This window comes from Acinetobacter sp. CE-15, assembly GCF_051059255.1.
Classification (GTDB): Bacteria; Pseudomonadota; Gammaproteobacteria; order Pseudomonadales; family Moraxellaceae; genus Acinetobacter; species Acinetobacter guillouiae.
On sequence record NZ_CP192737.1, the window covers coordinates 164,512 to 188,597 of the forward strand.

The 24,086-nt window shown below is 39.9% G+C and carries 28 protein-coding genes; 17 read left to right on the forward strand and 11 right to left on the reverse strand.

Translation table 11 applies throughout. From position 1 onward, the window contains the following. The first annotated feature begins 126 nt into the window (after window positions 1–126). The 9 genes from ACQ7EO_RS00740 (at window position 127) to ACQ7EO_RS00780 (ending at window position 7,322) form a co-directional block, all read left to right on the forward strand. Window positions 127–525, forward strand: a complete 399-nt coding sequence (locus ACQ7EO_RS00740) for an ATP synthase subunit I (protein ID WP_004723429.1) — start codon at window positions 127–129, stop codon at window positions 523–525. A gap of 103 nt (window positions 526–628) precedes the next feature. Next, the gene (gene atpB, locus ACQ7EO_RS00745) at window positions 629–1,504 is read left to right on the forward strand and encodes a F0F1 ATP synthase subunit A (protein ID WP_004723427.1); all 876 of its coding nucleotides are present in this window, start codon (window positions 629–631) and stop codon (window positions 1,502–1,504) included. A gap of 83 nt (window positions 1,505–1,587) precedes the next feature. Further along, the gene (gene atpE / locus ACQ7EO_RS00750; RefSeq protein WP_000424060.1) at window positions 1,588–1,833 is read left to right on the forward strand and encodes a F0F1 ATP synthase subunit C; all 246 of its coding nucleotides are present in this window, start codon (window positions 1,588–1,590) and stop codon (window positions 1,831–1,833) included. Between the two features lie 39 nt (window positions 1,834–1,872). Continuing rightward, window positions 1,873–2,343: a F0F1 ATP synthase subunit B gene (locus ACQ7EO_RS00755; RefSeq protein WP_004723424.1), complete on the forward strand. Its 471-nt coding sequence runs from the start codon at window positions 1,873–1,875 to the stop codon at window positions 2,341–2,343. An 11-nt stretch (window positions 2,344–2,354) separates the two neighbouring features. Continuing rightward, complete coding sequence (locus tag ACQ7EO_RS00760; RefSeq protein ID WP_004823704.1) at window positions 2,355–2,891, forward strand: F0F1 ATP synthase subunit delta; 537 nt, start codon at window positions 2,355–2,357, stop codon at window positions 2,889–2,891. A 60-nt stretch (window positions 2,892–2,951) separates the two neighbouring features. Further along, window positions 2,952–4,496 carry a F0F1 ATP synthase subunit alpha gene (gene atpA, locus ACQ7EO_RS00765; protein WP_004723422.1) on the forward strand — a complete coding sequence of 515 codons (1,545 nt, stop codon included), beginning with the start codon at window positions 2,952–2,954 and terminating at the stop codon, window positions 4,494–4,496. Between the two features lie 88 nt (window positions 4,497–4,584). Beyond that, a complete protein-coding gene (gene atpG, locus ACQ7EO_RS00770) occupies window positions 4,585–5,454 on the forward strand; it encodes a F0F1 ATP synthase subunit gamma (protein WP_004723421.1) in 870 nt (289 codons plus the stop codon). 26 nt (window positions 5,455–5,480) lie between these two features. Then, complete coding sequence (gene atpD, locus ACQ7EO_RS00775) at window positions 5,481–6,875, forward strand: F0F1 ATP synthase subunit beta (protein WP_004723420.1); 1,395 nt, start codon at window positions 5,481–5,483, stop codon at window positions 6,873–6,875. A 27-nt stretch (window positions 6,876–6,902) separates the two neighbouring features. After that, window positions 6,903–7,322: a F0F1 ATP synthase subunit epsilon gene (locus tag ACQ7EO_RS00780; RefSeq protein WP_004823705.1), complete on the forward strand. Its 420-nt coding sequence runs from the start codon at window positions 6,903–6,905 to the stop codon at window positions 7,320–7,322. Between the two features lie 99 nt (window positions 7,323–7,421). On the opposite strand, the gene ACQ7EO_RS00785 is transcribed toward ACQ7EO_RS00780, so the two are convergent. Beyond that, window positions 7,422–8,195: a tRNA(His) guanylyltransferase Thg1 family protein gene (locus tag ACQ7EO_RS00785; protein ID WP_004823707.1), complete on the reverse strand. Its 774-nt coding sequence runs from the start codon at window positions 8,193–8,195 to the stop codon at window positions 7,422–7,424. Between the two features lie 96 nt (window positions 8,196–8,291). Between ACQ7EO_RS00785 and ACQ7EO_RS00790 the strand changes: the two genes are divergently transcribed. After that, a complete protein-coding gene (locus ACQ7EO_RS00790; RefSeq protein WP_270386158.1) occupies window positions 8,292–8,591 on the forward strand; it encodes a hypothetical protein in 300 nt (99 codons plus the stop codon). A 5-nt stretch (window positions 8,592–8,596) separates the two neighbouring features. Here the strand turns inward: ACQ7EO_RS00790 and ACQ7EO_RS00795 are convergent, their stop codons facing one another. Next, window positions 8,597–9,040 carry an ATP-binding protein gene (locus tag ACQ7EO_RS00795; RefSeq protein ID WP_270386159.1) on the reverse strand — a complete coding sequence of 148 codons (444 nt, stop codon included), beginning with the start codon at window positions 9,038–9,040 and terminating at the stop codon, window positions 8,597–8,599. Window positions 9,041–9,135: 95 nt separating this feature from the next. Between ACQ7EO_RS00795 and ACQ7EO_RS00800 the strand changes: the two genes are divergently transcribed. After that, the gene (locus tag ACQ7EO_RS00800) at window positions 9,136–9,606 is read left to right on the forward strand and encodes a hypothetical protein (protein ID WP_434278704.1); all 471 of its coding nucleotides are present in this window, start codon (window positions 9,136–9,138) and stop codon (window positions 9,604–9,606) included. A 15-nt stretch (window positions 9,607–9,621) separates the two neighbouring features. Here the strand turns inward: ACQ7EO_RS00800 and ACQ7EO_RS00805 are convergent, their stop codons facing one another. From ACQ7EO_RS00805 to ACQ7EO_RS00825, 5 genes are all read right to left on the reverse strand, one after another. After that, window positions 9,622–10,236, reverse strand: a complete 615-nt coding sequence (locus ACQ7EO_RS00805) for a hypothetical protein (RefSeq protein WP_419330696.1) — start codon at window positions 10,234–10,236, stop codon at window positions 9,622–9,624. Between the two features lie 279 nt (window positions 10,237–10,515). Beyond that, the gene (locus ACQ7EO_RS00810; RefSeq protein WP_419330694.1) at window positions 10,516–11,061 is read right to left on the reverse strand and encodes a glutathione peroxidase; all 546 of its coding nucleotides are present in this window, start codon (window positions 11,059–11,061) and stop codon (window positions 10,516–10,518) included. A gap of 154 nt (window positions 11,062–11,215) precedes the next feature. Then, window positions 11,216–11,740, reverse strand: a complete 525-nt coding sequence (locus ACQ7EO_RS00815) for a hypothetical protein (protein WP_004823717.1) — start codon at window positions 11,738–11,740, stop codon at window positions 11,216–11,218. 188 nt (window positions 11,741–11,928) lie between these two features. After that, complete coding sequence (locus ACQ7EO_RS00820) at window positions 11,929–12,675, reverse strand: helix-turn-helix domain-containing protein (RefSeq protein WP_004723409.1); 747 nt, start codon at window positions 12,673–12,675, stop codon at window positions 11,929–11,931. Window positions 12,676–12,687: 12 nt separating this feature from the next. Then, window positions 12,688–13,926, reverse strand: coding sequence for an MFS transporter (locus ACQ7EO_RS00825; protein WP_171077806.1), 1,239 nt, complete (start codon window positions 13,924–13,926; stop codon window positions 12,688–12,690). A gap of 149 nt (window positions 13,927–14,075) precedes the next feature. Between ACQ7EO_RS00825 and ACQ7EO_RS00830 the strand changes: the two genes are divergently transcribed. Further along, window positions 14,076–14,720, forward strand: coding sequence for a TetR/AcrR family transcriptional regulator (locus ACQ7EO_RS00830; RefSeq protein WP_004823720.1), 645 nt, complete (start codon window positions 14,076–14,078; stop codon window positions 14,718–14,720). A 142-nt stretch (window positions 14,721–14,862) separates the two neighbouring features. Continuing rightward, window positions 14,863–15,756 carry a DMT family transporter gene (locus ACQ7EO_RS00835; RefSeq protein WP_004823721.1) on the forward strand — a complete coding sequence of 298 codons (894 nt, stop codon included), beginning with the start codon at window positions 14,863–14,865 and terminating at the stop codon, window positions 15,754–15,756. A 424-nt stretch (window positions 15,757–16,180) separates the two neighbouring features. Here ACQ7EO_RS00835 and ACQ7EO_RS00840 read toward each other — a convergent pair whose 3' ends face one another. From ACQ7EO_RS00840 to ACQ7EO_RS00850, 3 genes are read right to left on the reverse strand one after another with little or no spacing between them, the layout of a single operon-like run. Next, window positions 16,181–16,750: an L-threonylcarbamoyladenylate synthase gene (locus tag ACQ7EO_RS00840; RefSeq protein ID WP_096735350.1), complete on the reverse strand. Its 570-nt coding sequence runs from the start codon at window positions 16,748–16,750 to the stop codon at window positions 16,181–16,183. 46 nt (window positions 16,751–16,796) lie between these two features. Next, window positions 16,797–17,924 (reverse strand): DNA-processing protein DprA, encoded by a 1,128-nt coding sequence (gene dprA, locus ACQ7EO_RS00845; protein WP_434278705.1) that lies wholly within the window; start codon window positions 17,922–17,924, stop codon window positions 16,797–16,799. A 23-nt stretch (window positions 17,925–17,947) separates the two neighbouring features. Beyond that, window positions 17,948–19,099: a LysM peptidoglycan-binding domain-containing protein gene (locus ACQ7EO_RS00850; protein WP_004823724.1), complete on the reverse strand. Its 1,152-nt coding sequence runs from the start codon at window positions 19,097–19,099 to the stop codon at window positions 17,948–17,950. Window positions 19,100–19,222: 123 nt separating this feature from the next. On the opposite strand from ACQ7EO_RS00850, the gene def reads away from it, so the two are divergent. The 4 genes from def to ACQ7EO_RS00870 all read left to right on the forward strand — a co-directional run bounded on the left by def (window position 19,223) and on the right by ACQ7EO_RS00870 (window position 22,763). Then, window positions 19,223–19,753: a peptide deformylase gene (gene def / locus ACQ7EO_RS00855; RefSeq protein WP_004723400.1), complete on the forward strand. Its 531-nt coding sequence runs from the start codon at window positions 19,223–19,225 to the stop codon at window positions 19,751–19,753. Between the two features lie 69 nt (window positions 19,754–19,822). Further along, on the forward strand, window positions 19,823–20,329 hold the full coding sequence (locus tag ACQ7EO_RS00860) for a DUF2946 family protein (RefSeq protein WP_413772482.1): 507 nt from the start codon (window positions 19,823–19,825) through the stop codon (window positions 20,327–20,329). 70 nt (window positions 20,330–20,399) lie between these two features. Continuing rightward, window positions 20,400–22,478 (forward strand): TonB-dependent copper receptor, encoded by a 2,079-nt coding sequence (locus ACQ7EO_RS00865; protein WP_419313305.1) that lies wholly within the window; start codon window positions 20,400–20,402, stop codon window positions 22,476–22,478. A gap of 42 nt (window positions 22,479–22,520) precedes the next feature. Next, on the forward strand, window positions 22,521–22,763 hold the full coding sequence (locus tag ACQ7EO_RS00870) for a DUF4199 domain-containing protein (protein WP_353164344.1): 243 nt from the start codon (window positions 22,521–22,523) through the stop codon (window positions 22,761–22,763). Between the two features lie 113 nt (window positions 22,764–22,876). Here the strand turns inward: ACQ7EO_RS00870 and ACQ7EO_RS00875 are convergent, their stop codons facing one another. Then, window positions 22,877–24,085 (reverse strand): oxygenase MpaB family protein, encoded by a 1,209-nt coding sequence (locus tag ACQ7EO_RS00875; RefSeq protein ID WP_434278706.1) that lies wholly within the window; start codon window positions 24,083–24,085, stop codon window positions 22,877–22,879. Window position 24,086 lies beyond the last annotated feature (1 nt).

Sequence of the window (24,086 nt, forward strand, 5' to 3'; positions counted from 1 at the left end):
ATCGAAAAAAACACGACTAAGGTCGGGAAAAGATTGCATGTTCAGGGGTGTAACTCTATAATGCCTGCGATTAAAAACGATCATCAGCTAAACTTGTCAAGCATTTATGCTGTGAGTGGATAAAAAATGAGCCAAACTAGTCGCTTGATTGACCGACGATTAGCAAAAGCTTTGGTCTATTTGCAAGCGTTTATGATTCCTGTTTCAGCCTTGGTAGCGTGGGTCTTGAAAGACTCGACTGCGGCTCTGAGTGCAGCGTTAGGTGCACTGATATGTTGGCTTGCCAGTTGTTATTTTTCTTGGCAGTCGTTTCGAGCAGCAGGGGCACGTGCTTCAAAACAGGTTCTTTCGAACATGTATAGAGGCTTAATGGGCAAATTTGCAATTGTGATCGTTGGTTTCATTTTAATTTTATGCAATGTCAAACCGTTATCTCCGGTGGCATTGTTTTGTGGTTTTATTCTCGTTCAAGCGATGTCGTGGATTGCACCTTTTTGGGTAGCACGACAACAAAAACGAGTATAAGCGCAGCAGAAATTGAAAATTTTTTTGGGGATTAACGAGATATCATGCAGCACGCGATATTCGTTAACTCTATTTATTATTTGACATTGACCAGGTGTGATTTATGGCTGCTGAAGAACATGCCCTGACTTCGACCGAGTATATCAAGCATCACTTGACCAATATGACCTATGGCAAAATGCCAGATGGTACTTGGAAATTGGCTGAAAGTGGTGCAGAAGCTCAACAGATGGGGTTCACTGCTATCCACTTGGATTCAATGGGTTGGTCAATTGGCCTTGGTGTGATTTTCTGTTTGATATTCTGGTGCGTAGCGAAAGCTGCAAACTCTGGTGTTCCTACCAAGTTCCAGTCTGCAATCGAAATGATTATCGAGTTTGTTGACTCAAGTGTTCGTGATACGTTTCATGGTAAATCACGTTTAATTGCGCCTTTAGCCTTGACCATTTTCGTGTGGATTTTCCTCATGAATGCGATGGACTTAATTCCTGTTGACTGGATTCCGTATACAGCTCAATTGATTGGTGCAAACGTATTTGGTATGGACCCTCACCACGTTTACTTCAAGGTTGTTCCATCTACAGACCCTAACATTACCCTTGGTATGTCTTTGTCTGTATTTGCGTTGATCTTGTTCTATAGTATTCGTGAAAAAGGCATCGGCGGTTTCGTTGGTGAATTGGCACTTAACCCATTTAATCCAAGTAACCCAGTTGCAAAAGCGTTATTGATTCCAGTGAACTTAATTCTAGAATTAGTAACATTCCTTGCACGTCCAATTTCATTGGCACTCCGATTATTCGGTAACATGTATGCGGGTGAGTTAATCTTCATTCTTATCGCGTTGTTACCTTTCTGGATCCAGTGGGCGTTGTCTGTGCCTTGGGCTATCTTCCACATTCTTGTTATTACATTGCAAGCCTTCATTTTCATGATGCTAACAATCGTATACTTGAGCATGGCAAGCGAAAAACATTAATGGTATTGCCTAACTGTCATCCGGTGGTTAGGTATAATTTTTTTACTTTAATTTGGTATAAACCTAACCTCTGAGGAATTATCATGGAACTCACTTTAGGTCTAGTTGCAATTGCATCTGCTATCTTGATCGCTTTTGGTGCTTTAGGTACTGCGATTGGTTTTGGTCTTTTAGGCGGCCGTTTCCTTGAAGCTGTTGCTCGTCAACCAGAATTGGCTCCACAACTTCAAACTCGTATGTTCTTAATCGCAGGTCTTCTTGATGCTGTGCCTATGATCGGTGTTGGTATTGGCTTGTTCTTCATCTTCGCTAATCCATTTGTAGGTTAATCAGCTTAATTCCGAAATTCACTATTTGAGGAATTTGCAATGAATATCAACCTCACATTGTTTGGCCAAGCGATTGCATTTGCGATATTTGTCGCATTCTGCATGAAGTTTGTATGGCCACCACTAATCAATGCGATTAGTGAGCGTCAGCGTAAAATCGCTGATGGCTTAAATGCTGCAGAGAAAGCGAAAGCTGATCTTGCTGATGCACAAGCACAAGTTAAGCAAGAAATTGATGCGGCGAAAGCACAAGCGGCTCAATTGATCGAACAAGCGAACCGTCGTGCGGCACAATTGGTCGAAGAAGCGCGTACTCAAGCATCTGCTGAAGGTGAGCGTATTCGTCAACAAGCGAAAGATGCTGTTGACCAAGACATCAATTCTGCTCGTGAAGAATTACGTCAACAAGTTGCTGCTCTTGCAGTTGCTGGTGCAGAGAAAATTCTGAACCAACAAGTTGACGCAGAAGCTCATAATGCCATGCTGAATCAGCTGGCTGCTAAACTTTAAGAGAGGCGAATATGGCTGAATTCTTGACGTTGGCACGCCCATACGCTAAAGCAGCATTTGCTTATGCATCTGAGCAAAATGCAACTGACGCTTGGTCAAATGCATTACAACTGCTCAGTGCTGCGGTGCAAGATGAAGCATTCTCCGCTTATTTAAATCGCCCTGAGTTGACACCTGCAGAGCAGGTTGATCTTTTTGCGAAAGTTTTAGGTAATGAACAAACTGCGGCTGTGTCAAACTTTTTGACACTTCTTGCAGACAATGGCCGTTTAGCATTGTTACCTGAAATTGACACAGAATTTGAGCAACTCAAATCGCAAAATAACAACACTGTAGATGTTGTGATTGAATCCGCTTTTCCATTGGATTCAGTACAAGAACAGAAGTTGGCTCATGCGTTAGAAAAACGTTTGAACAGCGCTGTGAAAGTTACAGTTGAAGTAAATCCAGCATTGATTGCTGGTGTTGTTATTCGTGCAGGCGACCAAGTGATAGATGATTCTGCGCTTAGCAAGCTTGAAAAAATGCGGACTCGTCTTCTAGCGTAATTGTTAAAAATAACTACGTCTAAAGAAGACTGAACTTTAAAAAGATTGAGGTATAGCGCAATGCAACAACTGAATCCATCCGAGATCAGTGCGCTCATTAAACAGCGTATCGGCGATCTGGACACCAGCGCGACCGCTAAGAACGAAGGGACCATTGTTATGGTTTCCGACGGTATTGTGCGTATTCACGGCCTTGCTGATGCAATGTACGGTGAAATGATCGAATTCGACGGCGGCTTATTTGGTATGGCACTGAACCTAGAACAGGATTCAGTGGGTGCCGTTGTCTTAGGTAACTACTTAAGCCTTCAAGAAGGTCAAAAAGCTCGTTGCACAGGTCGTGTATTAGAAGTTCCGGTTGGTCCAGAACTTTTAGGCCGTGTAGTAGATGCTTTGGGTAACCCGATTGATGGTAAAGGCCCTATTGATGCAAAACTTACTGATGCTGTTGAAAAAGTAGCACCAGGTGTAATTTGGCGTCAATCAGTGGATCAACCTGTACAAACTGGTTATAAATCAGTAGATACAATGATCCCTGTTGGTCGTGGTCAGCGTGAGTTGATCATCGGTGACCGTCAAACTGGTAAAACAGCAATGGCGATCGATGCGATCATTGCTCAAAAACAATCAGGCATTAAGTGTGTATACGTTGCGATTGGTCAAAAACAATCAACAATTGCAAACGTAGTACGTAAGCTTGAAGAAACTGGCGCTATGGCGTACACAACTGTTGTAGCAGCTGCTGCAGCTGATCCTGCAGCAATGCAGTATCTTGCTCCATATGCTGGTTGTACAATGGGCGAGTACTTCCGTGACCGCGGTGAAGACGCACTTATCATTTATGATGACTTGTCTAAACAAGCTGTTGCTTACCGTCAAATTTCATTGCTTCTTCGTCGTCCACCAGGTCGTGAAGCTTACCCAGGTGACGTGTTCTATCTTCATTCACGTCTACTTGAACGTGCTTCTCGTGTATCTGCTGACTATGTTGAGAAATTCACTAATGGTGAAGTTAAAGGCCAAACTGGTTCATTAACTGCATTGCCAATTATTGAAACTCAAGCGGGTGACGTATCTGCATTCGTACCGACAAACGTAATTTCGATTACTGATGGTCAGATCTTCTTAGAAACATCATTATTCAACGCAGGTATTCGTCCTGCTGTGAACGCGGGTATCTCTGTATCGCGTGTTGGTGGTTCTGCTCAAACGAAGATCATCAAAAAATTGTCTGGTGGTATCCGTACTGCTTTGGCGCAATACCGTGAATTGGCAGCATTTGCTCAGTTCGCTTCTGACCTTGATGAAGCAACTCGTAAGCAACTTGAACATGGTCAACGTGTAACTGAATTAATGAAGCAAAAACAATATGCTCCATATTCAATTGCTGACCAAGCTGTTTCAATTTATGCATCTAACGAAGGCTATATGGCTGACGTTGAAGTGAAGAAAATCGTAGACTTTGATACTGCGTTAATCTCTTACTTCCGTTCAGAACATGCTGCGTTAATGCAAAACATCGATGAAACTGGTAACTACGACAAAGACATCGAAGCTGCAATCAAAGCAGGTATTGAAAGCTTTAAAGCGACTCAAACTTACTAATTTCAATGTATGTTGTTGTTAGTTATGGTTTGGTTCACGGATCAACCTTCGGAAGCTCGAAAGGGCTTTCGAATACTAGGTTAAGCGTATGGCAAATTTAAAAGAAATTCGCGCCAAAGTAGCTAGTATCAAGAGCACGCAAAAGATTACTCGCGCGATGCAAATGGTAGCAGCTTCTAAGATGCGTCGTGCGCAAGAGCGCATGGCTCAGGGCCGTCCGTATGCCGAAAATATGCACCGTGTAATTGCTCATTTGGTCCAAGCGAATCCTGAATACAAACATCGCTATATGGTTGAACGCCCTGTAAAACGCGTTGGCTATATCATTGTTTCTTCAGATCGTGGTCTTGCTGGTGGTTTGAACATTAACTTGTTCAAAAAAGTGGTAAAACACGTACAACAGCAACAAGAGCAGTCAATTGAAGTTCAATTTGCTTTAATTGGTCAAAAAGCGGTTTCGTTTTTTAAAAACTACGGCGGTAAAGTACTTGGCGCAACTACGCAAGTAGGTGATGCTCCAAGTCTTGAACAGTTAACTGGTTCTGTACAGGTGATGTTAGATGCATTTGATAAAGGCGAGTTAGATCGTATTTATCTTGTGTCAAACGGCTTTGTCAATGCCATGACTCAAAACCAAAAAATCGAACAACTTGTTCCTTTAGCTGCGGCTGATACGGATGAGGATCTTAACCGCCAATATGGTTGGGATTATCTATATGAACCAGAAGCTGAAGAGCTTTTAAATGGTTTATTGGTTCGTTACATTGAGTCTATGGTTTATCAAGGTGTGATTGAAAACATCGCATGTGAGCAGTCTGCTCGTATGGTTGCAATGAAAGCTGCAACTGACAACGCAGGTGATCTTATCAAGAGCCTACAACTCATTTATAACAAGCTGCGTCAAGCCGCGATTACTCAGGAAATTTCTGAGATCGTTGGTGGTGCCGCTGCCGTTTAACATTATTTTGAATTGAGGAGACAGCAATGAGTAGCGGTCGTATCATTCAGATCATCGGCGCGGTTATCGACGTCGAGTTTGAACGCAATAGCGTTCCTAAGATCTATGACGCTCTCCAAGTTGACGGTACTGAAACTACTTTAGAAGTTCAGCAACAACTTGGTGATGGTGTAGTTCGTACCATCGCAATGGGATCTACAGAAGGTCTTAAACGTGGTCTAAACGTATCTAATACTGGTGCACCTATTTCTGTACCTGTAGGTACTGCATGTTTAGGTCGTATCATGGACGTTCTTGGTCGCCCAATCGACGAAGCTGGTCCAGTTGCGACTGAAGCGCGTTTGCCGATTCACCGTCAAGCCCCTTCTTATGCTGAACAAGCTGCTTCTACTGACCTTTTAGAAACAGGTATTAAAGTCATTGACTTACTTTGCCCGTTTGCTAAAGGTGGTAAAGTTGGTTTATTCGGTGGTGCCGGTGTTGGTAAAACTGTAAACATGATGGAATTGATCAACAACATCGCGAAAGCTCACTCAGGTTTATCTGTGTTTGCTGGTGTTGGTGAGCGTACTCGTGAAGGTAATGACTTCTACCACGAGATGAAAGATTCTAACGTTCTTGACAAAGTAGCAATGGTCTACGGTCAGATGAATGAGCCACCGGGTAACCGTTTACGCGTAGCGTTAACTGGTTTGACCATGGCTGAATACTTCCGTGATGAGAAAGATGAAAACGGTAAAGGCCGTGACGTATTGTTGTTCGTTGACAACATTTACCGTTACACATTGGCTGGTACTGAAGTATCTGCTCTTTTAGGTCGTATGCCATCTGCAGTAGGTTACCAACCAACGCTTGCAGAAGAGATGGGTGTTCTTCAAGAACGTATTACATCGACTAAGTCTGGTTCGATTACATCTATCCAAGCGGTATATGTACCTGCCGATGACTTAACAGATCCATCGCCTGCAACTACATTTGCTCACTTAGATGCAACTGTAGTATTGAGCCGTGACATCGCATCTTCTGGTATTTACCCAGCGATCGATCCACTTGACTCTACTTCACGTCAGTTAGATCCACTTGTTGTTGGTGCTGAGCATTATGAAATTGCACGTTCTGTACAGAACGTATTGCAACGTTATAAAGAGCTTAAAGACATCATCGCAATCTTGGGTATGGACGAGTTAGCAGAAGAAGATAAGTTGATTGTTTACCGTGCGCGTAAAATCCAACGTTTCTTCTCTCAACCGTTCCACGTAGCTGAAGTGTTTACTGGTGCTCCTGGTAAACTTGTACCACTTAAAGAAACAATTCGTGGCTTTAAAGGTCTTCTAGCTGGTGAATACGATCACATCCCAGAACAAGCGTTCTATATGGTTGGTGGTATTGACGAAGTGATCGCTAAAGCCGAGAAGCTTTAATTAGCAACTCTAATTTAGGAGATTCACATGTCGACTATGCAATGTGATGTTGTAAGTGTTAAAGAGTCTTTGTACTCAGGCACTGTGACAATGCTTATCGCAAAAGGTGCTGGCGGTGAATTGGGTATCATGCCTGGTCACGCTCCGTTAGTCACTTTGCTCAAGCCGGGCGCAATTCGCGTTCTGCTTGAAAACGGTACAGAAGAGTTAATCTATGTATCTGGTGGTGTTCTAGAAGTTCAACCGCATGTTGTTACTGTGCTTGCAGATACTGCAGTTCGTGCTGACAACTTAGATGAAGCTGCAATTCTTGAAGCACGTAAAAATGCTGAACAATTGCTTGCAAATCAAAAAAGCGATTTGGACTCTGCTGCTGCTTTGGCTGCTCTTGCAGAAACTGCTGCTCAGTTGGAAACCATCCGCAAAATCAAAAACCGCGCGCTATAAGACGCAGTTTGAGATTGAAAAACCACCCGCGAGGGTGGTTTTTTTATGCAATTAATGTATGGATGATTCAAATTTATAACAACTCATCATGCTAGAAACTTATCCTTGGGGAGTGTCCAATAAAAATTGTGTTTGTATAAATTGACTATAATCCTCTCCCAAAGGTAATTCATAGTCTTTAAAAATGTGTCGACGAGTTGATACTGTCGACTGTTTAGTTTTCGGATTAAAACCACTTTTTTCAATTTCTGTCCAATATAAACCTGTGCCACGCTTTTGCCATGATGGCAATTCATTGAAGTTAATGTCACGGCTAAAGAGTAAATCATGCTTCTCTTGGCGAGATAATCCTTTTACTTGGTCGGTTGCATTTTTTACATTTTCTCCTTCCTTGCGCAACATCCAATAGCAATGTGCATTGAGTGCGTTGCGATGAGCATCTTCATGACGCCAACGAAAATAATCTTCAACAGTTTTTGCATTGGGCAGTATACAAATTCGAGCATCAAAAGTTGCCATCTCACCATGTAATACACTGAATTTTGCACTGGCTTCTGCGGCTAAAATAGAAATAATTTTTCGTGTTTTACGATTAAAGCTGTCATCTTTTAAATGAAACAGTAAGGAGATTTCATCGCTTTGTGTATAGCCATAAATAATATTAAAACCACATTGCATTAAGTGAGCTGTTGTTTCGACCATCAAGTCCCTAAAACGAAGGTCAAAGGGCGCTTCAAATTTCCAAATATCTTTGGTGAGTTTGGTAAAGCCACGTCCATCCAAACGCACAACGATATATTGTTCTGGTGGTACACAGAAATCATAAGCTGTTTCATAAACACGTAATCGTGTATCTAGATCATCAAATCTCATGGTTAAACTTCTTCGTTGTTCTCATGCTAAAGTTATATTTCATCACTGACTAGTTTTAGCATAATCTAAACAATAAAAAAGGATATATAGAAGACAATGCACCTCATTGACCAACAAGCGCAATTTTGGGAACTGTATCAAACGCAAGATGACTACTATCTCAGTATAGCCGTAGATATGAGTTCTGTTGTTTCATGTTGGGATATTTATTTAACCGAAGTAGAAATTCTGGCGTATCAGAACAAAGGTCGAATTGCGATCGAAGATTTGGCAAATTCAATTGTGGCTGAAACCTATCGTGGAGATTTTTCCAATATAGCCGCTCGTAAGGTACCTAAAGAAATACAACAACAGATGCAAACCGCATTTAAAACATGGCGGTTGGCTCAAGATTAAATTTTTTATTCAATTATGAGAGTAATTGAAAAGCCATTATTTTCTATCATATTTACTTTAAACAGCGCATCAAAACCTTCTGAACAATTAGGGACTTCTAATTTATAAAAGGTGGCTTTAACGCCTTTTTCAGCAATATTGGCTTTACCCTCACGTTGTGCATTACGCTGTAAAGTGCTGTCTAGATCCGTTTCAAAATAATATGAAATGATCTCGAAGCCAGCAGTTTTGGCAAGTTGAATATAACGGGCTCGATCGGCTTTGCTTATGTTGGTGTTATCTATCACGATTTTGGTTTTAGAGGCTATAGCTGCTTCAAACAGTATCTTTTCACGATGGCGTGTTTTTAGCATATCGAGATTGATACGTAGATGTGTATGGTAAAAATACTGTTGATAAAAAGTAGATTTACCCGAAGCTTGTACGCCTGTGAATAAAATCAGTTGCATGAAACACTACAAAAATACGCTTAATCTGCTATTAAATCATGTTCATGAACTTTGCTACAATCCATTCATTGTTGTAGAAAACCAATAAACTTAAAATGAAAAAATTAGTTCAATGTCGGTATTTATTTTCAATACTTCTACTGAGTGCTGTTTCAGCATGTCAAAGTCAATTTGTCACTACACCAAATGCACCCACTGAAGCAAGTTTGGTGGCAAATTCAGTGGCAAATGGTTTAGAAACAGAATTAGATATCGATTATGTTGTCGCATTTAAAAATTTGAAAATGGCCTATGGGCAATGTGTTGCCTTTACTGGCGAAAAAGATTTTGTCTTTACCGACAATCGACTAGAACGAGATTTAGAAATGGGAACCTTGTTTACCCGTACAGAGGGTGGGGCGTATTTATCAAAAACCTTGGTGGAATCCATTGGAAAGAATAAAACCCGTTTAACGCTATTTTTACCCGCAAGTTATAAGTCTGCTCAAGCTCGTTTTAAGTTAGATGCTAAACGCGCGCTAGGACAAGATCGATCATGTAATGTCGCTAAGCCAAGCCAAGGCTGATCTGTTCAAATCTAATTAACGCTGTTCAGTGGCTTGCTCTGTATTTGATCCAGGAATCATCATGCCTGCGAGTTTAAGCATATCTAATTGGATGGTATTCATTTGTTGTTCGATTTTCTTAAAATCAACTTTTGAAATGTCTAAATCACCGTTTAACAGTGCTGAGTTAAGCACTTGCTTATTGGCTTGTAGCACTTGTTGGCGGATACCATCAATCTCTTGGCTTTTTAAATCTAATGAAATCAATGTTGTGTTAAAGCCTTGTAGTTCACGAGTCAATGTTTTGACAGATTGTTGCAGCTCAGCTTGATTTTGTGATTGTATGGCTTGTTGTAAATTAGCTTGGGTCTGCTGTAATTTTTCAACATAATCACCAGTTTTCAGCTGTACGTTGGCAACATCACGTGCGATATAAAACATATTGCCTTGTTTTAAATCCTCAGTGCTTTTTGCTGTTGATTGATTATTATTATTTGAGTCGGATGTATTTTCACTCATTTGCGCAGTTTCAATCGCTTGAGCGCCATCTTGTTGACGTGATTGTTCAGCGGCTTGATTACAGCCTAGCAGTAACATGCCAGAAATAAAAATAACAAAAGGCAAAACCGCACCTTGTAAAAGCTTTTTCATCGTTGTCCAAAAGTAATTTAATCGGTTATGAATTCACTATAATTTGCAAAAGTGTAGAGATTGAGGATTGTTGCAAAGGGCATACAGTCTGTAACTTTAGAGATTCATTTCTACTCAAGCAAAAGCAAAAAAGAATGCATTTTTAGCACGCTATTGAAGATGGTTGAAATTTTAAATTGTGAATAAAGCTAGAGGGATTTTGATCGAAAATATAAAATTTTCGATCAAAACTGCAAAATATAAAAATTTATTTAAAGCATAGTGCTTTTAATGCTCAATCTATTTTGCTAATTCAGCTTCAATCGCAGATGTAATTCGTGGATCATCAGCAGTGATATCTGGTGCAAAACGTGCCACGATTTCACCATTTTTACCGATTAAGAATTTTTCAAAGTTCCAAAGGACTTCAGGTTTTGGGTTTGGTGTTAGGCCATAATCGACTAAGTCTTTCCACCAAGGGCCTTCACCAATACGCTCAGGGATTGCATGAATTAAGCTGTCATAAAGTGGATGCTTATCATCACCTGCAACTGAAATTTTAGCAAAAAGTGGGAAGTCGACATTGTAAGTTAAAGAGCAAAATTGCTCGATTTCATCATTTGTTCCAGGCTCTTGCGCAAGAAAGTTATTTGCCGGAAAGCCGAGGATTTCTAAACCTTGATCTTTCTTTTCAGTATATAGTTTTTCTAAACCTTCATATTGTGGAGTAAGGCCACATTTAGATGCAACGTTAACGATTAAAAGAACTTTACCTTGATATTGATTCAAGGTTGTCGCGTCACCTTTGATGGTATTGACTGGGATGTCATAAACGGAATTGCTCATAGGGGTATCCTTAAAAATCAAAAGACAGTGATTAGAAATATGTCTAATGTTTTAGCGATATTCCAAGATTTCAGCAAGTTACATTTGTATATAAGTGTAATAAAAAAAGCAGATCATGGGATCTGCTTTTAAAAACTGCATCAAATTTAATCGATTATGGTGCAGCGTTTGCTTTGGCTTGAAGTGCTTGCATTTCAGTTAACAGGCTTTGTTGTAACTCAGTACCTTTCTTTTGTAGTTCCATGATTTTTTGTGGATCTGGTGAAGTCGCTAAACCAGCTTCAGACATTTCAACGCCTAGGTTATTTGACTCTTTCATTTTGTCACGTACAGATGCAACTTCAGTACTTTTAAGTGCTAAACCATCAAGATCTTTGTTGAAACCGTCCACATAAGTTTTCATTTTATCGACAACACCTTTCAGTGCATCTTTATCACCCTTTTGTGCAGCTTGCATCACTTCTGTTTGGAAGTTCAATGCTTCTTTAGCTTTCGCTGTAGACATTGTTTGAAGTGCAGTTAAATCGCTTTTGATATCAGCAGTATTGTTGGTACTTAAAGAAACCGCAGCTGCAGCAGGTTTGCTCTCAGTTCCTGAAGCTGAATCAGCTGGTTTTTTATCACATGCAGTTAAAGCAAACGCTGAAGCACATAGTGTAGCTAGTAGTAATTTTTTCATTTATTCGAACCCTTCATTATTTAAAATTCTTATGAATTTGACGGTAATATATACAAATTCAAAAAGTTATATGCTTAATCTAGAGCATAAGATGCAAAATGCACAATTTTAAGGCAATTTTCCATAGTATTTTTGTATATAAACTTATCAATAAAGTGGAAATAGATTGTTTGAAAAATGTCCTAATCTTAAAGATTTCGCATTTGTGCTGGGGTTTGATGGGTATAACGTTTAAAAAACTCAATGAAGCTAGAAGTGTGTTGATAGCCGAGATCTAAGCTAATTTTTTTAATTGAAATGCCTTGTTGGATCAATGAAATTGCATAAATAATCTTGGCGCGATTACGCCATTCAGACAGCGAAAGTTTAAGGTGCTCTTGGCTAAGTCTAAGTGCGTGCCGTTCAGTAATTTGGAAAGTATCGAGTATTTCTTGAAGGCTTTGGGGAAAGCGTGTTGTATCCGACAAATGCTCAAGAATAGGCTTGAGTGTGGGGTGGTTGGTTTGCGGTAAATAATGCTCATAACACACACTATTTTGGATTTGATCGACCAACAGTTCTAATAAGTGTTGATAATAGGGAGATGATGGAATCCCTTGTTTCTGCTGCTCTAAAACTTCTTCAATGGTATGACGTAAAAAGGGGCGAATACTTAAAGTCTTTGTGCTTTGGGATAAGCTTTGACAAAGCTGAGGATGAATACGGATACAGATGTAATGCGTCAGTTGATCATCCACAGCTGTACAACAATGTTCGGTTTGCGGTGGAATCCACAAACCATAACTTGGTGGAGACAGATAGGTTTGTTCTGCGACATTGAGTTCTAAAGTCCCATTTAAACTCAAATTAAAATCACCCCATAAATTTGAATGGGGTGTCACTACATCATGCTTTTGGTAGAAAAATTCTTCTACAGAAATCAGCGCTGAATACATAGTTGAAAAGACTTAACTCTCACATTGGATGGCAGTGTTTTCAGCTTTGGGATTATTTAATCCACGACTCAACGTGAAGATTGAAATAAAGGCCAAAAGAATAAAACTCAGTACACTATACAATAAAATGTTGGCATTAAAATGGTCAACAACATAGCCACCGATTAAAGCACCTGTTGCAATCATCACTTGGAAGAAACCAACAAATAAGGGCATGCCTTTTTCTACGGCTTGAGGGGCGTGTAAGAACATCCAAATATTGGCAGTGGTTGGAAATGCACCAAATGCAAAACCCCAAAGCGCTGTAAGAATGAAGGCGCCTGATGGATGAATGGCAAATAGAGGAAAGCCAAAGAATACAACCGCAAAACAGATGGCAACGAATGCAAAGGTATAACGCACATTCAAATTACCGCTATAACCAGCAAAAGCATTCCCAAAAATACCTGCGATACCAAATAATAGCAGTAGCGAACTGATGGTAGCACTGTCAAAGCCTGCTGAATTTTTAAAAAACGGGGTCAGATAGCTATATGATGAAAAATGAGCTAAACCAATCAACAAAATAATAATCAAACCTTGTCTGGCTTTACTGATTCTTAGCAATGCGGGTAAGTCTTTAAAATGAATGGCAGACTCTGGTTTTAAACTTGGGATAAATTTAATCCCCAACAGTAAAACAACGAAGCCGATGGCGGAGGTAATTCCAAATGATGTTCGCCAGCCATATGCATCACTTAGCCATGTCCCAATCGGTACACCAAGAACAGTGGCTAAAGTTACCCCAGCCATGACAGTTGCTGTTGCTTTCGCAATAGGTAAATGGGTTGGTGCTAAACGGCCACTTAAGGCAATCGCAGTCGCCCAGAATCCACCAATCGCAAATCCAAGAATAAAACGGCTCAGCAATAAAATTTCAAAAGTTGATGCAATTGCAGTGATGGCATTGGCAAACACCATCGTTGCAGACAATGCCAGAAGTAAGTAACGCCGATCTAAATTTTTGACTAGAACCGGAAGGAGTGGGGCTGCTATGGCGGCCATGATCCCTGGGAGGGTGATCATCAAACCTGCTGTACCAACAGATACATGCAAATCACTGGAAATATTGTTGAGTACACCGATTGGGAGAAACTCACTGGTGACCAAAGCAAAAGCAGTAATTGCAACGGTTAATAGCGCCAACCAGCTCCCTTGGCTACTGGGGGGAATCTCAGAGGGCTGTGGTTCTGAAACTTCTGATTGCATCATATTCATGAAGATATATTCCTGCTGTAAAGCGAAAGCATATGGAGGTATTTTTTAATTCATTAACGATCGTTATAAAAATAAAATATTTGATTAATTTTGTGTTGTCAATTAATTTAATAATGTTCGTTATAAAAATATATGTGAAAGTTATGGCTGATTCTGAAAAACATGCTTTAGTCGCTGAAAAACAAGCACCTAAGCGTGGGCGTGGTCGTCCTAAATGTTTTGATGAACAACAAGCGCTACAAAAAGCCATGTTGTTGTTCTGGGAATATGGCTATGAATCCACATCGATGAGCGATTTAACCAAAGCCTTAAATCTTACTGCACCCAGTATCTACAGTAGTTTTGGTGATAAATCACAGCTGTTTCATGCCTGTTTGGAATACTACTTAAAGCATGAGGCATGTCCTTTGGAAGTTATTTTTCAACAAGCCAAAACAGCAAAAATCGCTATTGAAATTTATTTGTATGAAAACCTCAAAAAACTGGTTCAACAGAATAAACCGACAGGTTGTATGTTGGTGACCGCAACCATGAATTGTTCACAAGAACATGCACCGATTCAGCATGATCTCTTGCTGAAAAGACAACAAGTCAAAGAAAATATCTACCAACGTTTGCAACAGGGTGTCAAAGAAGGTGACTTAAACCCACACGCCAATATTCAAGCGATGACAGATTATTATTCAACGGTGATTCAAGGTTTAACCATGCAAGCCCGTGATGGGGTTAGTGCTGAACAGTTACAAAGTGTGGTGACTTTGGCAATTAAAACTTGGGAATTATTCTAAGTTTAAAAACGCATAAAATAGCATTTGTCTGAAAAGCCCTATAGATGTCTGAAATGCCATATTTAAATTTATTCCGACTTCATCGATAATCATTTTCAGATCCTATTCGACAGTCAAAATTATGTATAGCAATTCAAAACCCATGTGGTGGGCAATCAGTTTACCGATCATTGCAGTATTGATTTGGTCAATGAATATTGCAGTTACACGTTATGTTTCGGATTATATTTCACCTGTCAGTATTAGCTTTTATCGCTGGTTAGTGGCATTTATTATTTTGACTCCATTTATGTTGCCCCAAGTGTGGAAGCAACGTCATTTGGTTAAACAACATTTTATGCAATTTGTGGTGCTGAGTGCTTTTGGTATGTTCTTGTATCAAGGCTTGGCCTATAGTGCAGCGCATTACACCACAGCAACCAATATGGGCATTATCAACGCCTTTATTCCGGTATTTACCATTTTTGTTTCGATTCTTATTTTACGTGAAATTCCCAATCGCTTCGCTGTTGTCGGCAGTATCTTGTCTTTTCTCGGTTTACTGTATGTGATTGGCCGAGGGGATTTTAGCAACTTGACTCAATTGGCAGGGCACTCTGGTGATTTGATCATGGTCTTGGCCGTGTTCTTTTATGCTTTTTATGGGGTCTTTCTAAAAAAATGGCAATTGAAAGTTCCATTACTGCTGAGCCTCTATGTGCAAATTGCGTTGACCTTGGTCTACCATTTACCATTTGTGCTTTATTATGGCATTGATGCGATTAACCAAGGCAATGTTGCCAGCGTTTTATATGCGGGTATATTACCTTCTCTTGTTGCGCCTTTATTGTGGATGATGGCTGTACAATATCTAGGTCCAAATCGAACCAGCATTTTTATGAATTTAATGCCAGTATTTACTGCAATCATTGCCTACTTCTGGTTGCATGAGGCTTGGACGATGTCGCATACGATCGGTGGTATTGTCATTTTAGTGGGAATTGCATTGGCACAAAAAAAGTCACTTAGTGTCAAAAAAAGTACATTATTGAGTTAAAATTCAAAGTATTTTGGGTGAAAAATGTTCATTTGGAAACTTATTTTTTACCCTTTTAAAGTATTAAATCTGAGCAAAATTTGTTTTTGAATTAGTGATTTACCTGTTAAAAATGCAAATAGTAAAACAAATTTAAACACTTAGTTTTATTATTGAAATTCCAGTTATTTGCAATTCAGTCAAATGAACAGATCTTGCTCAGAAGAATATATTTGTATTCAAAAAAAATTTATAGGATAATATTTTCATCGTAGCGAATTAAGAATTTCTTAATTAAATTGTTCTACACTGAATTTTTCATACCCTCTGGATGTGTTTAACGCATCCTTTTTTATACTCAGCCAACCCTATATGTGGCTGAGTTTTTTTTTGCCTTTTTATTGGCAATATTTAAGTTCATGATTGATTGAATATTTTAAAGTGCTTAAGCGCGAATCACTTGCGCTGTAGATGCGTCAATGATCTTGCTTGGTTCGCGACTTAAACCAAGATCACCATTTAAATAATTCAATTCAGAACCAAAATATTGACTGGCTTGTTGTAAAGATCTTGCCGGTTCTAAACCTGCTGAATTTGCACTGGTCGACACAATAAAACCATTAAAGGCATTACATAAGGCAATGCACAAAGGGTGATTGGTTACACGAACTGCAACCTGAGCATGCTGGCCTTTAATCCATTGTGGAATTTTATCATCAGCTGGAAGTAGCCAAGTTGTTGCCCGTTCTGTTCTAGAGCGTTGTGTCCATGATTGAATGATTTGTTCACGAATAATAGGGTCAATTTCTGTTAATAGATGCTCAACTTGTGAGAGCTGTCCTGCCAATAAAATCACGCCTTTCTCTATAGGGCGTTGTTTAAGCCTTAAAATTTCTAAAAAAGCCTGTTCATTGAACGGATCGCAGCCTAAACCCCATACTGCCTCTGTTGGATAAGCCAAGACTTTACCTTGTTGAAGAATTTGTGCAGCTTCAGCAACTGAGGTTGTAATCATCTATGTTTACCTTGCCATTTCGTGGAATAAGCTACTATTGTGAACCTTAATAACTGACTCGGCAACGTAAGTACAGCCCAGATTGTTGAATACAGTGACCCAAAAGTTCTAATTCCATAAGATCGCTTGTGAGTTGTGCAATGTCTAAATTTGCGTTTTGAGCAAGCGTATCTAAGTCTTGCCCAATCCAATCCAGCAATTGATACAGCTTAAATAAATGCTCGGGAATTTCTGGCATTGGGGAACGTGATTCAGACTGTTGTGCGCAATGCCATTGGGTGGGAAGTGCTAAATCTTCAACAATCTGTTCTGGATGATCAACCAGAATGGCCCCTTCACGAATGAGCTGATGACATCCTTGATGATGCTCTCCATAAATATGCCCCGGAATTGCAAAAATCACTTTACCTTGTTCTGCGGCAGCTTGCGCCGTAATCAGTGAACCGCTTCCAAGTTGTGCTTCTGCGACAACAACACCTAAGCTCAAACCACTCACGATCCGATTTCGATAGGGAAAATTGCGCTGAATAGGCTGAGTTTCTGGCAGGTATTCAGTCAAAATCGTTCCTGAATGCTGCAAAATTTGTTCTTGTAACTGTCTATTTTGACTAGGATAAACCAGATCTAAGCCTGTACCGATCACCGCAATGGTTCGATGGTGTTTTAGTCCACCCATATGTGCAGCGGCATCAATTCCCAGTGCTAGGCCACTAGTAATAAAAAAGCCCTTTTCACTCAAATAGTAAGCAAAATCATAAGCCACTTGTTTGCCATGAGGGCTTGGCTTTCGACTACCCACGATGGCGATTTGCGGTTGACTTAGATTCTGAAATGCACCTTTACCAAATAGAATTGGCGGATGATCAGGATAAGGTAACAGCTGTTGAGGGTAGTGAGGGTCGGTATCTAAAACAATAAAATCTGTATGTTGTTGAATTTTATCGAAGCAAACTTGAAATTTGGATTGCCCAAGCGCAGTAAGAAATTCACTGGCTCTTTCAAGATGGTTTTTATGAATTTTGGCTTCAGACCAGCGGTTTAAATTTTCAGCTTGCAGCGCTTTTGTGATAGAGCCAAAGTGTATTTCTAATTTACGAAAAGCGCTGAGCGAATGTTGAACCAAATACCAAAGTCTGATGGCATCATATTGGTCATTGGATATCTGCTTCAACATATTTAAATCACATCATGAAAAACTTAGTTATCTGCAATTGCAGGCGGTTTAATTTCAGCACCCATTTTAATTGGTAAATTACTTTCCAAAATATAGGCATAGCTGAGGTGATCAAAACTCTTAAAGATCATCAGCGTACCAATTTTTTGACTTGGTAATTTCACAGACTCTTTGGTTTTTGGGTCACGGACTGTTTCACCTTGTTGGTAAATACTAAAGACTTGCCCAGGTTTAGCACCTTGTAAGCTACCACGGTCAATGGTGACTACACTATATTGCGCTGCTGTACCAATTGAACCTTGTACACGAACCACTTTACCGCCATTGGTGACTTCATTGGTGGTGGTTGGATAGAACAAACTCGGCAATTCAGCATCATAGCTTGGTAGGACATAGTCGCCCTTACGCACTTCAGCATTATAACTTTTGGTTAACTCAAGGGTGGTGACATCATTTTCACCAGCCGCCGCAGTTGCAGAAGCAACCTCAGTTAATTCCATGCCTGCATTAAACTTTTTGCCTTCAGCATTGAGGAAAGTATAAGGTTTGCCTTCACGATAGATCCCATAACGTTGACCCACGACTAAGCCATTTCCACGCGCATAAACGGTTTGTCCTGCACCCGTAATCACACGATTATCAGCAGCGCCGATGGTATAAGGGATGTTCTGTAAAGATTCAGGATTGACCACAATACTGTGTTCTAACCATGGTTGAATATCTGATAATGGAATCACTGAAATCGCATTATTTAAGGATTCAACGCGTATTTGAGGGCGTAAAGATGTTCCACCTTGATGACGACGGATAATTCCATCACAACCATCACCTTCATCTACACCAATCAATGGGCGACCATCTAAAGTACACAACAATAATTTATCGCCTGGATAAATCCAATGTGGATTTTTAACATGCTTATTGCTTGCCCAGATTTCAGGCCAGCGCCAAGGCTTGCTTAAAAATTTCCCCGCAATATCCCATAAAGTATCACCACGTTTCACCACATAGACATTGGGTGCACTGGATTTAAGTGCAGGTGGATTGGTATTTGGACTTGCGTGTGTGATTTCCATGTAAGTGAATCCAGCACTTAAACATAGTGTCACAGCAAGTAATTGTTTCTTGAACCCCTTGGCATGAAAGTTCGTTATGCCAGTTAAAACCTTTTTCATTATCATAATTCCTAAAATTATGTCTCTATATGCGTTATAATACGCATATTACACACATTTTTTTAATGAAGCATATTCTTCATTTAGTTTTAAGATCAATGGCATAGCAACAGAGGGTACAGTATGGCCTTATTACCTATTTTAAGTTTTCCTGATCCCCGTTTACGCACCATTGCAAAACCTGTCGATGTGGTAACTGATGAAATTCGCCAGTTAGCAGCAGACATGTTTGAAACCATGTATGAAGCGCCAGGTATTGGTCTGGCTGCTACACAGGTCGATCAGCATATTCAGCTTATCGTAATGGATCTGTCTGAAGACAAAGACCAACCTATGGTGTTCATTAACCCCAAAATAACACCGCTTACAGAAGAAACCTTATCTTATGAGGAAGGCTGTCTTTCTGTTCCTCAAATATACGATAAAGTTGAGCGTCCGTCACGAGTTAAAATTGAAGCAATTAACCTTGAAGGTCAAGCTTTTGAAGTCGAAGCGGATGATCTATTGGCGGTATGTATTCAACATGAAATGGATCACTTAAACGGTAAATTATTTGTGGATTACTTATCCCCTTTAAAGCGTCAACGTGCGCGTGAAAAAGTGGAAAAAGTGGTTCGTCAGCGTGAAAAGCAAAAAGTTCCAGCAAAACGTTGATCTGAGTCAGTTGAATTTTAAAAACTTTTAAAATTTTTCTGCAATACAAAGCCCAATTTTGTTTGGGCTTTGTTATACTCTGGCTCGAAAAATGTTGAGACGAACGTTTTGTTGAGAATAGGTTTACTGCTCGGTTTTACCGCAGTTTTTTTACAGATTGCTGTATTTTTACAGCCTTTGCTACCGAAGCAATATCAAATTGCGCCGGTCTGTGAAACTATTACTCAAGCTTTAGTACAAAGTCATTTCTACGAAAAGCATCAACATAGCACCCATCATCAACATCAATCTGCATCTTCTGCACATGAAGCTGCTAGTCATGAGCATCTGTTGGCCCATGCTGAGCATGCAGTGCCAGAGCAACCAAGTTCACATCACCATGATGCGGGTCACCAGTGCCAATACTGTACAGTTTATGGCAATTTGGTTTTACCTCCTGAACTTGAAATCAAAGAAATATTAGATCGCATTCAAGTGCGATTGGTTGCATTTCAAAAAGCATTTCGACATGTCTATTTTGTATTGCAACGTTTGTTTTTACTTCCCCAAGGGCGAGCCCCGCCACTTTTTGCATAAATCAAAAACTTAATTTTTAGGGTCTTCATTGACTCCAGCCTTGTTTAATTTATGATTTAAGAGAAAGAAAATGGCTCAACCTCAATTCTTTTTACAGCCTTTAGCGGCTGCGGTTTGTGTTGCTTGTTATTCTACAGCGGCATTTGCACACGACCAGGAACATGCATCTCAACTTGCTCCAATCGTGGTTACAGCACAGTTAAATAATGATGCCAATGGTTTGATTATTCATGCTGATCCAAAACAGCCGATTCAACCTGTACCTGCCACAGATGGTGCTGATTATTTGCAAAGTATTGCAGGCTTTAATTCGATTAAAAGTGGTGGAACCAATGGAGATGTCACATTCCGCGGCATGTTTGGTTCACGGATTAAAATTTTAACAGATGGTACCGAAAATTTAGGTGCATGCCCAGCACGCATGGATGCACCTACGTCGTATATTCAACCTGAAAGTTTTGACCGTATTTCGGTGGTAAAAGGACCTCAGACAGTCCAATATGCCAATACAGGTTCAGCAGCCACGGTGATTTTTGAACGTCAGAAACCAACCTTAACAGATGATAAAAATTATCAAGGTCAAGCCAGTGTTTTAGTCGGTTCTTTTGGACGTTTGGATCACAACATTGAAGCTGCTGTCGGTGACAGTAAAAAATACATGCGTATCAATGCCAATCGTTCTGAGTCAAACAGCTATGAGGATGGTGATGGTAATAAAGTGCCTTCTTCTTGGGAACGCTGGAATACCGATTTAGCCTTAGGCTGGACACCCGATGAAGATACATGGGTTGAACTGACGGGTGGTAAAGCCGATGGTGAGGCTGAATACGCAGGCCGAACCATGGATGGTTCTCAATTTGCACGTGAAAGCCTAGGCTTACGTGTTGAAAAGAAGAATTTAAGCCCTGTGATTAAAAAGCTCGAAGGGCAAGTGAACTATAGTTATAACGACCATATTATGGATAACTTTAGTTTACGTACTCCACCATTGGCAGAAATGACACATGGTGACATGAAGATGTTGATGCCAAACCCAATGGCAATGCAGGTGACACGCCGTACTTTAAATAGTCGTTTAGCCATGACCAGTGAATGGGATAAGCTCAGTTTAATTACTGGGGTGGATTCTCAGCTGAACAAACATGGTGGCAGTATGTCATCACCGACCATGCCATCCATGAATGTTGCATTTAGAGAGGATATGCGCTTCCAATCTTATGGTGCTTTCGGAGAAATGACCTATCAATTCAATGATGCTTATAAGTTGGTGACAGGTGCACGTATCGATCAAGTTAAAATTGATGCCTTAAAACTGAATGATCAACGTAAAGAAACTTTGCCAAGTGCATTTATTCGTTTAGAAAATCAATATCCTGAGCATAATGCCAAATCTTATATTGGTTTGGGTTATGTGGAGCGTGTTCCTGATTATTGGGAGCTATTCAGTACTGCACATGGTAATACTGGTATGTCTAAACCGACGTTTAATGATCTAAACACTGAAAAAACTTTACAGTTGGATCTCGGTTATCAATACCAACATGATGCATTGAGTGTATGGACATCAGCATATGCAGGGTTGATTAATGACTTTATTTTATTGAGTTATCATAATCATCCAAAAGCTGGAATGGGTGGGCATGATCACGGTTCTTCATTCAGTGCTGGGGCAAAAAATGTCGATGCAACTATCGCGGGTGCTGAAGCGGGGATCGGTTATCAATTTACTGATGCGATTCAAGCGGATTTAAGTGCAATGTATGCATGGGGCGAAAATACCGATACACATAAACCATTGCCACAAATTGCGCCTTTAGAAGGTCGTTTGAATTTACGTTATGTTCAAGATAAATATTCTTTAGGTTTATTATGGCGTGCAGTGGCGAAACAAGATCGTATTAGCTTAAATCAAGGTAATATTGTCGGTTATGACACTGGTGAAAGTAAAAGCTTTACCACCTTGGCATTGAATGCGTCATATAACATTCAAAAAGATCTAAATCTTGCTGTTGGTGTCGACAATGTCTTAGATAAAACCTATACCGAGCATTTAAACAAATTGGGTCTAGGTGCGGATGGTCAAGTCGGTACTCAACAATTTAATAATACAGGGCGTAATTATTGGGCTCGTATTAGCATGAAATTTTAATTGATTTAAAACTGAATTTTTACAGAAATATGAGGATGTTCTATGAGTAATGACAGTAATAAGTTGTCACCTGAAAAATCGTTTTGGGGATGGAAGTTGCTGATAATCGCAATTATTTTAAGCTGTATTTTTATGGGAATCTTCTATTTGGCGATTACCAACGAGCCTGACTATATGCCAAGCCAAAAACAGAATGCAGCTCAGCAACATGATATGTCTAAGATGAGTCATGAAAGTATGCAAAACATGGATCAGCCAGCTTCTGAAGCAACGCATTCTCATTGATCAATGGGTAATGTGACGCGAAGTCATGTAATGTAAAACAAGGGGGAGGCCAATTGGCTTCCCTTTTTTTTTTGTGTTTTTTTTAATGATGAAGTACGTTTGGAGAGTAGATCTTACTGATGCATACTCGCTAATTGTTTCCCCGCATTTTGATAAAGTTCGAGTGCATATTCTTGTTCTGCACGACCATTCTGTTGTAAATATTGATCCAATTTGTCGATATGCTTAGCACTACGGTAGAGCAGGGTATTTTTTGCAATTAAATAAAGCGGATACCAAGCCAAAGTACGTGGCTTGAGTCCTAGGTTTTTCATTTTACGTTTCCCAATAAAAAACTGGGTAATATCCAAGTGATTTTGATAGGCTTTTTTCTGCAAAAAAGAATTGAAGTGTTTGTAATGTCGTTCAAAAGGCTCTTTGGATAAGCTGATGGCTAAAGCTTTGCTACTTTCATCGGCCTTAGGGTGGGCATAATTCATCCATTGCAGTAGTTTCCATGCGTCAGACTCTTTGCTGACTAGCCATTTTTCATCTACTCCCATTAACCAGCCCGTATATTTCCAAAAATGCATGATGGCTTCTGATTCGGTCTTGTTTGGAAAAATGCCAATGGCTCTGACACCGAGAAGTAACACCGCACTAAATGCAATGTTGGTCATGGCTTGATCATATTGATTGATCGGTGCTCCCCAAATATCGTTATCCCAGTCTTTGGATTTATTGAGTTGATGGCGTACCAACGAATGAATAAAACGCACATAAATGGTTGAAGTAAAACCATTGTTAAAACGAGAGAAGCTATCTTGTTGATTGACATCAAGCCACCATTTGTGGGTTTCAGCTAAGCGTTTTCCAGCATATTTATGTAAAGCACCCGTCATAATTAACGGTTGATTAAAACCAGGGTATTGATAACCCGTCATTAAAGCCACATCACGTAGAATAAAAGTGCCATTTGTCCCTAAACGATGAGTAAATTTGATCGCCGTTTCAATTTTAGCTGGATCAAGCCAAGTCGGTGCTTGTTCAACCATTTTAAAAAAATCAGTTAATTCAGGGATTTCATTGGGAAGTTTATCCAAACCTTGATACAAGGCTGTTTCAAAAAGTTTTCTATTTTGTCTCGGATTGGTCATCACCCAATCCATAACTGTGTCCATCGCGATATCACCAGTCTGTAAGGCAAGATTGAGTGAAAGATATTCGTCATAATTGGGTTGTAACTGCTGGTCTGTAAAATAATAAAAAAGCTTAGACTTCATATTTGTTCGTGCCATCGTCTCAAATGAGGCAAGGCGTTGTGGCTTAATTAATGTTTGCATT